Origin of the sequence: Shewanella sp. Isolate11, assembly GCF_022398315.1 — a bacterium.
GTDB lineage: Bacteria > Pseudomonadota > Gammaproteobacteria > Enterobacterales > Shewanellaceae > Shewanella.
In genome coordinates, this window is record NZ_JAKEVF010000001.1 from 847,024 (window position 1) to 860,544 (window position 13,521).

Sequence of the window (13,521 nt, forward strand, 5' to 3'; positions counted from 1 at the left end):
GTGCTATATGGTATCTCATCCGTAATGCTATGCAAATAAGCATTAGCCGCTATGTGACTTCGGCGGAATGTTTTTTAACCACTGTATTTTCGCTTTGATTGCCTATCCATTTCGGCCAGTTAATTAGTTCTTTGTTTTCGTTACTGTTAACTTTTACCAAACCGCGTTGTATGGCGTTTCCTAAGTTAAGATAAAGTGGCGCAGAAAAAATGCTTGCCGGCGCAAAATTGAATGGTGAAATAGTCACAAAATGATCTTTATCGCTACCTAGGCTCATTGCCGCTGCCATCGTCATTTGTAGCACGTTAAAATAGATCTCTGGTGACAGTTTTATTTCACTGTTATCGATTAAGGGTAAGTCGATAATACCCACCTGTAAACTTGCTTGTTTGAGTAAAGTTTGACTGTCGATAATTGTGCGCAGCTGTTGCAGAACATGTTGGTGTTCATCAGCGACTTCTATGGCCAATAGCCAAACACCAGGACGGATAAAATATACTTGACTGGTGAGAGATTCGCTTAAGTTGTCCAGCAGCGTTTGATTCATTCGTTGATTGGTTTCTTGCCCTAATTCGACATCGCTATTGTGTTTATTATGTAAGGAGAGTAATGCCAGCATAGCGGGTTTGTTGGGTTGACTGAGTTGATTAACAAAGCCGGTATAGCCGACAAGTCCACTAATAGGATCTCTAATCATCTCCTGTTGCAACAGCACTTGCTGTTGTTTAAGTGTTTGCCTGCTGCGCCATTGGTTGTAGCAAACCAAGGCAATGATAAAGGCAATAAATAGACTAAAAATGAGCTGTAGTCGGTATTGATCTAGCTGTTGCAGACTGTTTTTTTGCTGGGCCTGTATTTGGTTTAACTGCATTTTTAATTGCTGTTCAGCAAGACTGTTTGAGCCTTCTGATGGCGTTTGACTGTTTAATTCTAGCTGTTGTTGGCTAAAACTCAGCAGTTGTTCGACAGCGTTGAGAGAGTCATCAATTTGTCCTAGCTCTTTCAGCGCTTTGGCTTGGTACTGCAAGGCTTCGATAATTTGAGGATTGAGTTGTTGCTCTTTTGCCAAGGGTAATGCTTGAGCTGCATAGGAGCTAGCCGTTTGCCAATCTTGGCGGCTGGCAGCGACTTCTGCAATCAGTAGGTTATTGTAAACCAAGTATTGTTTACTATTTTTTTGACTAAAAGCCTGATGCGCCTTAAGCAAAAAATCTAGGGCGATCTCGTCTTGATGGTTATTAAAGTAGGCTTCGCCTAAGTTGTGATAGGTTAGGGCCTGGCCGGTTAAATTGCCGTGGTCGATATCGATTTGTAACGCATTTAAATAATAATCGATGGCTTGATTCCACAGCCCTTGCTTACCATAAATCATGGCAATAATCGTCATGCTGTGGGATAAGCGAGGCCAGCTTTGTATCGATTCAAAACCATCGGCAGCTTTGTGGGCGTATTTTAAAGCTTGTTTCCATTCGCCTAAGTCGCGGTAAACACTGGCTAAACGAATCGACAATACTGAGCTTAAGTAGGTTTTATCTAGGCTGTCAGATAGTCGAATGGCTTCGATGTAATGTTGCAGTGATTTGGTGTATTGCTTATCGATATTATAGAACCGCCCTAAGGCAGCTTCTGCCCTTGCAATCAGGTAGTTATCTCTCAGTTGATAAGCGAGCTCACGGGTTTCGTTAAAATGTTTCAGCGACAAATTAGGCTGCAGCGTGATGCGGTAAAGGTCACCTAATTGATAATGAAGGTCGTGTAGTAGCAAGGTTTCTTGCACACCTTCGTCAAGGTTTTGTTGCAGACCTTGTTTGGTCAGAGCGATGGCTTGTTGATAGTTTTGGGTTTGACGTCCTTCTTTGCGGCCTTCTAGCAGGGCGAGATAAGCTTGATCAAATGGGGTATTGGCAATCACTTTGAGGAAGTCGATCAGGGTGATGGCGTTTTGCACTCCAGCTTTGATACCTGTACCGGTTTCTAAGTTAATTCGGGTTAACCAACGGATCTCACTTTCTAATTCGTCTGGGGTAAAGCCTTGTGTTTTGGCCAGTAGCTCGAACTCTTGGACGTCATTAAAACGTAGCGCAAAATTAACACGTTGATTGATCTCTTGATAAAACTCTGCCGGGGACTCTCGAAGTTTTACTTCATTGGCAATTTGCTGAGCAGCAGAAGCTATAACGCAATGAGGCCACAAATACAGTGACAAAACTAAGCCGAATAAAAAAAATCGCATAAGTATCTTATCGCCAACCCTTTATAGGGTTTGTTATGTTTTTAAATTATTGTCCGCATTCGGGGGTTAATTTTAGTTATAATGGCGGACTTCATATTAAAACAATGATAACAGAAGGAAGCGAGCGTGAAACTAGTTGTACCTTTGATTTTGCTTTTTAGCAGCTTTTTTATAACCTCAGCCCATGCCGAGGTTAATTATCAGATCGATCTAACCTCACCAAAGCATCACTTGGCTCAGGTTGTGGTGACTTTTCCATCATCAAGCAGTAAAGAATTGACCGTTAATCTACCTGTGTGGCGTACGGGCAAGTATCAGGTTTTGCCTTTGGCCGATAGCGTACGCAATTTTACTGCTAAAGATGAGCAGGGCAAGGATTTAGCATGGCGACGCAGTGCCAGTGGCGAATGGCTAGTGTCGCTACAGAAACCCACCAGTGTGACCATCACTTATCAGCTTTATGCTAATAAATTAGGTCAAAGGGTTAGCCACATTGATGCTTCTCACGCTTATCTCGATGCCAGTGGAGTGTTTGTTTATAGCCCTGAATTCCGTCAGCAGCCCGTCGATGTTTCGCTTAAAGTTCCTGCAGACTGGAATAGCTATTCAGGTATGAATCGTGGTGAAGGTCAGCATCAGTTTGTGGCTGCCAATTATGATGTGTTGGTGGACTCTCCCATCGAAACGGGCGTGAGCACGCATCGACAGTTTAGTGCCGATGGCCGTGATTATGAGTTAGTGATCTGGGGAGAAGGTAACTACGATGTCGATAAGATGGTAGCGGATTTGACCAAGCTCAGCGGTCAGGCGAAAGCGATTTGGGATGGCTATCCATTTGAGCGTTATGTGTATATGGTGCATGCCACCAGTGGTGCCGGCGGTGCGACAGAACATCTGAATTCGACTGTGATCCAGCGTCCTCGCTTTAAGTACCGTACTCGTCAAGATTACCTTGGCTTTATCAGTACCGCATCACATGAGTTTATTCATACTTGGAACGTTAAAGCGTATCGTCCACAAGGGCTAGTACCTTACGATTATCAGCACGAAAGCATTACCGAACTGCTGTGGATGGCAGAAGGTTCGACGAGTTATTTCCAAGGTCAATTACTGCTTCGTGCCGGAGTGATGACGCCAAAAGAGTTTTTAGAAGATTTAGCTAAACGTATTGAGCGCAATAAGATGACGCCAGGTCGTGAGGTTCAGTCAGTGGCGCAAGCCAGTGCTGGTTCGTGGGTCAGTACCGGTGGTGATTATGCTAGAAATCACAGTGCCAATATTTACTCCGAAGGTTATTTAGCATCGCTGGCATTGGATTTCTCAGTGCTTAAAGATACTAAGCTGAAACGTTCTTATCGTGATGTGCATCAGCAGCTCTTTCAGCATTACCGTATTCCAGTGGGTTATAGCGTTAACGATGTACAGCAGATCTTGAAACAGTTAACGGGAAAAGATTATCAAAGCTGGTGGCAGCATCATGTGAATCAGCCATTGATTCTCGATTTTGAAACTGTACTTGCTCAAGCCGGTTTAGTGCAAAGTTATGGTAAAGACAGTAAAGCGGTAGCTTTTGCTGGCATGGAATTGGCGGGTGATTCATTACGCCTTGGCCATGTGCTGCGCGATGGTCCTGCTTGGAATGCCGGTATTGTTGCCGATGATGAATTAGTGGCGATCAATGACTTGCAAGTTAGCGCTAAAGGTTTCGAAGAGCGCATTAAAGATTTCAAACCTGGTGATACCATTAAGGTCACGTTATTTAGTGATCAACGCTTAAAGCAAGTCTCTTTGACCTTAGCTGAGAAGCAAAGTGGCAAGCTGACACTTAAAGCTGTCGATAAGCCATCTAAGGCGCAAAAAGCTTTCTTTAAAGCTTGGTTAGGCATTGATTGGCCATTTGATAACGATGGCAAACTCAATAGCAAAAACGATTCGAACTAATCTGAGTCGAGCATAAAAAACCACCGAAAGTCGGTGGTTTTTTATGGGTTACAGCTAAGGGGTTAAAAGCTATGTCTTTAAAAGCTATGTCTTTAAAAGCTATGTATTTAAAACCTAGGTTTTAACATCGCCAATAAGCTGTTACAGGCTATCTTCCATTCCGCCTAGGGCTTCGACTAGGGCTTTCATTAGGGCGACTAATTCACTGCCCATCAGTGCAAAATCGGCATCGAGTCTGGCGATAGGGTCTTCAGTGCCGACTTCATCGTTACCGGCTCTGAACTCTTCCGAGAATTTGAGGCGCTTAATGCCCGCATCTGATTGCAGGATAAAGGCGATTGACTGGCCGAAGTGTAGCGCCAGTTTATGCACTTGTTTGCCCACTTCGATGTGAGCCAGCACCTCAGTTTCAGTAAGATCTTGCTGCTTGAAACGCACAATGCCGCCTTCATCTGAGTCTGATTTCAGCTCGGCTTCATCTTGGATCTCAAATGGCGTTGGCGCTTCATTGGCTTGCAACCATTGAGTCAGTTGAGTTTCTATAGGTGTTTTCACGCTCATCGGAATAACGGGTAAGCTGCCAAGGGCTTTACGCAGAAGTGCCAGTAATTCTTCAGCTTTGGCTGCACTCGAGCTGTCGACCAAGATCATTTCGATTTCAGGCAAGATCAACGCATGGATCTGGCTGCGGCGTGAGAATGCGCGTGGCAATAAGGTGGTGGTGATCTCGTCTTTTAACGAGTCTTTCTCTTTCTTCGCCAGTTTACGGTTTTCTTGATCTTCGATGAGTGCCACTTTTTCTTCGAGTGCTTCTTTTATCACCTGTGACGGTAGGATCTTCTCCTCTTTTGTCGCACAGATAAGGTGACGATTTTCGGCACTATGAACTAAAGATTGGCCTAACTTTCCTAAGGCGTTAGAAAAACCAAATTTGCTAACATCCTGGCTAGAACAAGGAGAAAAAGTAAAGTCTTCCAATGACTTCTCTAGCGCTTCAGCATCGACAGAGAAAGGTTTATTGAAACGATAAACAGTAAGATTTTTAAACCACATGATAGGCGCTCAATCAAAAATAAAGCCGCAGTGTAAGTCATTGTCGACGTCGGGTAAACCGCAATTGTTGTCCATTAAAAACCATTAATTGCAGTGTTAATGTCATAATTCATCAAATTGTAATATTGGGTTTTAATTGTCTGCAACGCCCATAAATACTGGATTTCTCTATTAGTGAGTCTGATGGCTTATCGCTGTTTGATGACAATGGGATTTCGATGAAATAAAACTGAAACATAAAAGTTGCACACTTTCGGCCGTCCAAACCAATAACCAAGACGAACCAAAGTCGAAAGGATGAAATGATGAACGTTTTTTGTAAAACTCTACTTGCTTCTGCGCTAGCCTCTGCCACTTTAGCTTCTGCTCATGCAGCAGAACCATTAACGGTTTATGGCAAATTAAACGTCACTGCACAATCAAATGATGTGGATGATGATGCAACCACTACGATTCAAAGCAATTCTTCACGTTTCGGTGCGAAAGGTGGCTTTGAGCTAAGCAGTTCACTAGAAGCTTTCTACACCATCGAGTACGAAGTAGATACTGGCGATGATGTGAAGGAAAACTTCAAAGCCCGTAACCAGTTCGTTGGTTTAAAAGGTAACTTTGGTGCTTTCTCTGTGGGTCGTAACGACACCATGTTGAAAGTTTCACAAGGTAAGGTTGACCAATTCAACGATTTATCAGGTGATTTAAAAACCTTATTTAAAGGTGAAAACCGCCTAGAGCAAACAGCAACTTATATCACTCCATCACTGGGTGATTTCAAAGTGGGTGTTACCTATGGTGCTGAAGGTTCTAGCTCTCAATACGGTCAAGATGGTTTCAGTGTTGCAGCAATGTATGGTGATGCAAAACTGAAGAAAACCCCAGTTTATGCTTCTGTTGCTTATGATTCAGACGTGAAAGGCTACGAAGTGGTTCGTGCGACTGTTCAAGGTAAAATTGCTGGTTTAGTTCTTGGCGGTATGTACCAGCAGCAAGAAGAAACTTATGATAAAAACGGTGACCCAGTATCGGGTGACAGCCAGTCAGGCTATCTATTCAGCGCGGCTTATACTATCGATGCGATTGTGTTAAAAGCACAGTACCAAGATATGGAAGACAAAGGCGATATGTGGTCAGTTGGTGGTGACTACAAGCTAGGTAAGCCGACAAAACTATTCGCTTTCTATACTAATAGTTCAATGGAAGGTGATGATATCGACGATAAATTCTTCGGTGTTGGTCTAGAACACAAGTTCTAAACAAGGCTGCAAGTTTATCGATCCGATGAAGGGAGGCTTAGGCCTCCCTTTTGTTTTACTCGATTTATTGTTTTTAACTTTTATGACAAAAATTACCACTTTATGACAATATAAGCAGGCTGTTTCATAATTTTGTAATAAAACAGACTAATAATGCTACTGTGGGAATTCACTGATAGAAGATCGCATTATGACTGCAAGGATTTTAATAGTTGAAGATGAGTTAGCCATCCGTGAGATGCTGACCTTTGTACTAGAGCAACATGGATTTACGACAACATCTGCGGAAGATTTCGATTCAGCGTTGGATATGTTGTCTGAGCCTTACCCAGATTTAGTCCTACTCGATTGGATGTTTCCCGGTGGGAGCGGTATTCAATTAGCCAAAAAATTGCGCCAAGATGAATATACTCGCCATATTCCGGTGATCATGCTGACTGCTCGTGGCGAAGAGGAAGATAAGGTCAAAGGTTTAGAAGTGGGCGCCGATGACTATATTACTAAGCCTTTTTCTCCTAAAGAGCTGGTGGCTCGCATTAAAGCTGTAATGCGCCGTAGTGCCCCCACTGCGCTAGAAGAGCCTATCGATGTGCAAGGACTGGTACTCGATCCTGTCAGTCATCGTGTGACCGTGGGTGAGCAAGTTTTAGATATGGGCCCAACTGAGTTTAAACTACTGCATTTCTTTATGACGCACCCTGAGCGTGTCTATAGCCGTGAACAGTTGTTAGATAATGTTTGGGGCACTAACGTGTATGTTGAAGATCGTACTGTCGATGTACATATCCGTCGATTGCGTAAAGCTGTTGAACCGTCAAATCATGATCGTCTGATCCAAACCGTTCGGGGTGCAGGCTACCGCTTCTCAACAAGGCTCTAGTAAATTGATAGGCACAGATGACGATTTACGTTATCTTGTGCCCAATTGCTCGCAATGGTTTCTCTATGTTTAAATCATATTCTGGGTATCGACTTCTTTCTCGTTTAGTACTTTTTCTGCTGTGTAGTTTTGTGGTTGGATTGGTTGTAGGCCAAGTCTTGTGGGTGATGTTGCTTGCTAGTATTGGATTACTTCTATGGCATTACAAGCAGTTATCTAGGCTTAACTTTTGGTTATGGCGTGATAAACGACTGACACCACCTAATGGCAATGGCAGTTGGGAAGGGGTGTTTAATGGTATCTATCGTTTACAAGGCAAGAATCGTAAACGTGTAGGCCAGTTGGCGCATCTATTAAGCCGATTCCGTCAAGGTGCCGAAGCGCTGCCCGATGCGGCAGTGGTGTTGGACTCGCAACTCAATATGTTGTGGTGTAACAAATTAGCTCAGCTGTTATTGGGGCTTGTTTGGCCACAAGATAATGGGCAACGAATTGATAACCTGATCCGCCATCCCGATTTTTCTCTCTATCTCAGAAAAGCTCAGTTTGATGATCCCTTTGAGTATATTGATACCCAAAGTGAAGGGCGGGTGCTCGAAATCCGTATTATGGGTTATGGTGCCGGTCAATTATTATTGATTGCCCGAGATATAACCCGTATTCGTCAGCTTGAAGGCATGCGTAAAGAGTTTGTCGCCAACGTTTCTCATGAACTTAAAACGCCATTAACGGTACTGCAAGGCTATCTTGAAATGATGCAGGGAATGGCTGAGCCTAATTCGCCCAGTATTAAGGCGATGGATCAGATGCAGCAGCAGACCAATCGTATGCGCTCTATGGTTGAGCAGTTATTAGTGCTCTCGCGTATCGAAGATGCCTCTGCTGTTAATCTTGAAGCCAAGGTTAACATGACTGTGTTGATGGATACTTTAAAAGAAGAAGCCAAAGCGCTGGCAATGGATGAATACGAATTAAGTTTCGACAGTACGCCTAAGCTTAATATTTACGGCAACGAGATGTTACTGAGAAGTGCTTGCTCTAACTTAGTGTCCAACGCGATTCGATATACTGAGCCCGGTGGTAAGGTAGCAATTGCTTGGAAACGAGTTGCATTAGGTGCCGAGTTTAGTGTTACCGATACCGGTGAGGGAATTGCGCCGCAACACTTGGCGCGCTTGACTGAGCGTTTCTATCGAGTCGATAGTGCGCGTTCTCGCCAAAGCGGTGGATCGGGTCTGGGGCTAGCAATCACTAAACATGCCTTGAGTCATCACCAAAGTGATTTGATGATAGAGAGTAAAGTGGGTAAAGGCAGTCGCTTTAGTTTTATTATTCCAAATCACTTGCTGGAGTAGTGCTCAGGAATTGTTACACAAACGCCGTCTTTTATGACGGCGTTTGTCATTTCAAATGACTATGATTTGACAATAGAACCAGAAAAAATCCTAAAAAAGCGAAAATAGTGCGTTTTGTCATCTAAGTGTCACATCTCAGTCATAGACTTGTCATCGTGGCGTTTGATACTAGCTGCAACTTAAATAGAGAGAGTAAGCAAGTTCGCTTAACACTGGAGCATAGAATGAAACTTAAACAGCTTGTTGGTGCGGTGAGTTTAACGGCCGCTAGTGTATTTTCAGCAGCCTCGATGGCCGCTATTGACCCATCATTACCTACTTATGAAAAAAGCAGTGGCGTATCGGGTAACCTGTCTTCTGTCGGTTCAGACACGCTAGCCAACATGATGACGTTATGGGCTGAAGAATATAAAGAGATGTACCCTAACGTTAATATCCAAATCCAAGCAGCAGGTTCTTCTACTGCGCCACCAGCACTTACTGAAGGTACTTCTCAGTTCGGCCCAATGAGCCGTAAGATGAAGCCTAACGAAGTTGAAGCGTTCGAAAAGCATTATGGTTACCAACCAACAATGATCCGTGTTGCTATCGATGCTCTCGCCGTATTCGTACACAAAGATAACCCAATCCAAGGTCTAAGTATTGACCAAATTGACGGTATCTTCTCTGCGACTCACAAGTGTGGCGGTAATGACGTTCAGCGTTGGGGTGACCTTGGCCTAACGGGTGACTGGTCAGCTAAAGACGTACAGCTTTATGGTCGTAACTCAGTATCGGGTACTTACGGTTACTTCAAGAAGAAAGCACTGTGTAAAGGTGACTTCAAAGCTAATGTGAACGAGCAACCGGGTTCTGCGTCTGTTGTACAATCTGTATCTCAGTCACTTAACGCTATTGGTTATTCTGGTATTGGTTATAAGACTGCGGGTGTTAAAGCCGTAGCTATCTCTAAGAAAGGCAATGACTTTGTCCCTGCGACACCAGAGCACGCTGCTGACGGTAGCTACCCACTATCACGTTATCTATATGTCTACGTGAACAAGCATCCAAACAAAGATTTAGCGCCACTAGAACGTGAGTTCCTACGCTTTATCTTATCTAAGCAAGGTCAGCAAATCGTTGAGAAAGATGGTTATGTTCCACTTCCTCGCAGTGTAACGGCTAAAGACCTAGAGAAAGCAGGCATCCGCCTATAACTTTCGAACCTTATGCAAAAAGGCCTCATTTGAGGCCTTTTTTGTGTCTGGAACACTTATGTCAAAGCCCAGGGATGGATAGGTTTGATATTTGTGTCTGGAACACTTATGTCAAACCCCAGGGATGGACAGGTTTGATATTTGTGTCTGGAACATTTCTTGTGAACCAAAATACCCAAGCCTAAAACTTTTAGATTGTTTCTTCTGCCAACCTTCTTTAGTTTCGCAATAGTGTTTACAGTTAGCACTCAATACCAGTTTGTCTTTGCTAATAGAGATCGCCATGAGTTTATCTGAAATCACTTTCTTTGAACGATTTGAAGCCGATATTTTATCGGGAAAGAAAACCATCACCATTCGAGATGCTACAGAAAAAGAGCTTGAGCCTGGGAGCATTGTTCAGCTGTCGACTTTTGAAGACGGACGTTGGTTTGCTGCGATAAAAGTCATCTCTGTCGTGCCGGTTAGGTATGGAGAGTTAACTACATATCATGCCAAGCAAGAAAACATAACATTGGCTGAGTTAAAACTTATTATTGGCGATATTTATCCCAATGTAGATCAGCTTTATGTGATTACTTTTGAATTAGTCGTTGATGGGAAAGCATAAAAAAAGCGACCTAAATTAGGTCGCCTAAAGTTCCAAATTGGAAGCTTGTGATAGCTGCGCTAAAAACTATCTAAAAGGGAATGATGATGAACTATGAAAGCATTAATGATTAATTGAACTCTTGCAGGGAATAACAATTAATCACTGTAAATTCTGTTCATATATTCAGAGTGCTTAGATTCAGATTAGTTCAGAAATAATTTAAAATTTTTGCATTAATAAAAGTTAACCTTGTGTTTAAGCAGCTAAAATAGCCTCACTATAGTAGGCCAATCTCAATGACAACCTCTTTGCCTAGAGCTAAAATGCACTATTGCTGTTTTCGGCTATGGATGGCTGCAACAAGTGGCTGTAACAAATTACGGTAATAAATACCTGCTGCAAATCTGAGTAATAACAGCCGATAATCAAAACTAATAAAAATCAATCACGAAAGGAAAGCCAGTGTTAGAGCAATGGGATAATAATCATGACTACCATTCGTTTGCCAATGTAGAGCAAATTCAAGTATCACATTTAACCCTTGAGCTTGAGGTGGATTTTGAGCAAAAGCGGCTAACGGGCTGTGCACGCTTAGATTTAAACTATGTCGATTCCAGCTGTCGTAACTTGTATTTAGATAGTCGAGATTTGCTTATTGAAAAAGTATCTGATCAAGATGGCAAACTATTGTGTTTTAGTTTTGATCAACAAGATTCGATTCGCGGTCAACGATTGGCTATCACATTGCAATCTGCAACGTCGCATGTGCAGATTGATTATCAGACCAGTCCCAAAGCTCAAGGCTTACAATGGTTAACTCCTGCACAAACCAGTGGTAAAAAGCAGCCTTTCCTGTTTAGCCAGTCTCAACCGATCAATGCCCGTAGCTGGATCCCTTTGCAAGATACTCCTAAAGCCAGAATCACCTTTGACGCCAAAGTTACAGCACCAATAGGTATGCGTGCGGTGATGAGTGCGATGAATGATCCTCAAGCCGCTTTAAATGGCTGTTTTAGTTTTACCATGGAAAAGCCGATGCCAACGCATCTGATGGCGATTGCGGTAGGCGCTCTAGATTTTGGTGCATTAGGTGACCGTACCGGCGTGTATGCCGAGCCGGAAGTGTTACAGGCAGCAGTTTGTGAGTTTGAAGATACCGAGCAGATGGTGGAGATTGCCGAGTCGTTACTCGGGCCTTATCAGTGGGGACGTTACGATATGTTAGTACTGCCACCGAGCTTTCCATTTGGTGGTATGGAAAATCCGTGCTTGGCCTTTATGACACCAACATTAATTGCTGGTGATAAGAGTCTGGTATCCACAGTTGCTCACGAATTAGCCCATTCTTGGACGGGCAATTTAGTCAGTAATGCGACTTGGCGCGATTTATGGCTAAACGAAGGCTTTACCACATATTTTACCAATCGCATCGTCGAAGCTGTTTATGGTAAAGAGCTAGCTCAGCTTGAAGTGGTGTTAGAGTATGGTCGCTTACAGCAAGAACTGTCTACTTTGCCATTAGAAACGCAAACCTTACCGGCAAATGTACAACAAGGGGATCCAAATGATGCGTTTAATCGTTTTACTTACGATAAAGCATCGATGTTTGTCCATGAGCTGGAAAAGCGTCTTGGACGCAATGAGTTTGACCGTTTCTTGTTTACTTATGTGAATCATTTTGCCTTTAAAGCCATAACCACAGAAACTTTTGTCGATTACGCTAAGCGGACGTTACTGGTTGAGCATAAAGACAAGATCAGCGAGCAAGAGCTGTTAGAGTGGGTTTATGCCACTGGCATGCCCAGTTGGTTTGTTGCACCGACCTCAGACAGTCTAGATAAAGTCGATAGCTTGTTGAAGCATTGGCAAGCGACTGGTGAAATAGACAAGCAGGGTACCGAGAGCTGGCGCGTACATCATTGGCAATACTTCTTGGCCAGTTTGCCACAAATACTCACTCATCAGCAGTTGCAGCAGCTAGACAGTCAATTTGATTTTAGTCATTCGACTAATGCTGAAATCGCCTGTGACTGGTTTAAAGTAACCATTCGTAATCATTATGATGCAGTGTTGCCGTTAGTCGAATCCTACTTGAGCCGCATAGGTAGAGCCAAGTTTGTCCGGCCTCTATATGCGGCGCTTCAAGTGGCGGGCTATAAAACGGATATTAAGGCTGTCTATCGTCAAGCTCGCGCTGGCTATCACCCTTCATTAGCCGTGCAGTTAGATAAACAATTAAGTGACTTTTTAACTGATTAAATCGATTTCAGTTTGATTAACAGCGGCTCTAGTGGCCGCTTTTTTATAGTCTGCCTTTTATACCGATTGTTATACCAATCAAAGTAAATTAGTGATCAGCCCGCTTTATAAAAGAATGGGCGCAGGGAAAATTGTCGATAACAAGGCGTAAATTACAGTAACTAGTTATTCTAATACAAAATTTACAACATGGTTATCGGCGGTTTTAACTAGCAGGAATGATCAGATAATTACTGCGATTGGTATTATTAGCTGATCGTGGGCTAATGGATTAGCAGGGGCTGCTATTTCTAAAAACTAGATTTGAGAAGGCAAAAAAAATGGCAACCAAAGGTTGCCATAAACAAAGTATTTGCGAGTCATCTGTCCAAGTGCGCTAGCGTTGGTTGATGCTCTTGGGACCAGTCGGTCACCAAAGGGAGGTTATGAACAAAAATGATGAAAAATCTGTTACCTAATATCAGAGTGGAAAAAATAATCTTAGTTCCCGTCAGTGATGAAAAAATTTCGATTGATTATGAATTCACTAGTTTTCTCTACCCAAGCCTAAACTTTTGATCTGTTATTGCCATTAGTATTAAGGCTTAAATTGTCTTTCTAGATGAAAATTGTTTAAAAAAAATGGCAACCCAAGGTTGCCATAACGAAGTATTTACGAGTCATCTGGCCAAGTGCGCTAGCGGTGGCGATGCTCTTGGGACTTAAACTGTCACCAAAGGGAGGAGAATGAACAAAAATGATGAAAAATCTGTTACATATTAT

General features: G+C 42.9%; 9 protein-coding genes. 7 read left to right on the forward strand and 2 right to left on the reverse strand.

Annotated elements, in window-relative coordinates:
- Nucleotides 1–49 precede the first annotated feature (49 nt).
- Nucleotides 50–2,233 carry a tetratricopeptide repeat protein gene (locus L1D21_RS03730; RefSeq protein ID WP_239843879.1) on the reverse strand — a complete coding sequence of 728 codons (2,184 nt, stop codon included), beginning with the start codon at nucleotides 2,231–2,233 and terminating at the stop codon, nucleotides 50–52.
- Between the two features lie 126 nt (nucleotides 2,234–2,359).
- Here L1D21_RS03730 and L1D21_RS03735 point away from each other — a divergent pair, with 126 nt between their 5' ends.
- Nucleotides 2,360–4,174 (forward strand): PDZ domain-containing protein, encoded by a 1,815-nt coding sequence (locus L1D21_RS03735; RefSeq protein ID WP_239843880.1) that lies wholly within the window; start codon nucleotides 2,360–2,362, stop codon nucleotides 4,172–4,174.
- A gap of 141 nt (nucleotides 4,175–4,315) precedes the next feature.
- Here L1D21_RS03735 and rdgC read toward each other — a convergent pair whose 3' ends face one another.
- Nucleotides 4,316–5,227 carry a recombination-associated protein RdgC gene (rdgC, locus tag L1D21_RS03740; RefSeq protein WP_239843881.1) on the reverse strand — a complete coding sequence of 304 codons (912 nt, stop codon included), beginning with the start codon at nucleotides 5,225–5,227 and terminating at the stop codon, nucleotides 4,316–4,318.
- Nucleotides 5,228–5,529: 302 nt separating this feature from the next.
- Between rdgC and L1D21_RS03745 the strand changes: the two genes are divergently transcribed.
- The 6 genes from L1D21_RS03745 (at nucleotide 5,530) to L1D21_RS03770 (ending at nucleotide 12,759) form a co-directional block, all read left to right on the forward strand.
- Entirely contained in the window at nucleotides 5,530–6,477 is a 948-nt protein-coding gene (locus tag L1D21_RS03745; protein ID WP_239843882.1) for a porin, read from the forward strand.
- 190 nt (nucleotides 6,478–6,667) lie between these two features.
- Nucleotides 6,668–7,357: a phosphate regulon transcriptional regulator PhoB gene (gene phoB, locus L1D21_RS03750; protein ID WP_239843883.1), complete on the forward strand. Its 690-nt coding sequence runs from the start codon at nucleotides 6,668–6,670 to the stop codon at nucleotides 7,355–7,357.
- A 65-nt stretch (nucleotides 7,358–7,422) separates the two neighbouring features.
- Nucleotides 7,423–8,712 carry a phosphate regulon sensor histidine kinase PhoR gene (phoR, locus tag L1D21_RS03755; protein ID WP_239844183.1) on the forward strand — a complete coding sequence of 430 codons (1,290 nt, stop codon included), beginning with the start codon at nucleotides 7,423–7,425 and terminating at the stop codon, nucleotides 8,710–8,712.
- 224 nt (nucleotides 8,713–8,936) lie between these two features.
- On the forward strand, nucleotides 8,937–9,908 hold the full coding sequence (locus L1D21_RS03760) for a phosphate ABC transporter substrate-binding protein PstS family protein (protein WP_239843884.1): 972 nt from the start codon (nucleotides 8,937–8,939) through the stop codon (nucleotides 9,906–9,908).
- Nucleotides 9,909–10,191: 283 nt separating this feature from the next.
- Nucleotides 10,192–10,518: a N(4)-acetylcytidine aminohydrolase gene (yqfB, locus tag L1D21_RS03765; RefSeq protein ID WP_239843885.1), complete on the forward strand. Its 327-nt coding sequence runs from the start codon at nucleotides 10,192–10,194 to the stop codon at nucleotides 10,516–10,518.
- Nucleotides 10,519–10,962: 444 nt separating this feature from the next.
- Entirely contained in the window at nucleotides 10,963–12,759 is a 1,797-nt protein-coding gene (locus L1D21_RS03770) for a M1 family metallopeptidase (protein WP_239843886.1), read from the forward strand.
- Nucleotides 12,760–13,521 lie beyond the last annotated feature (762 nt).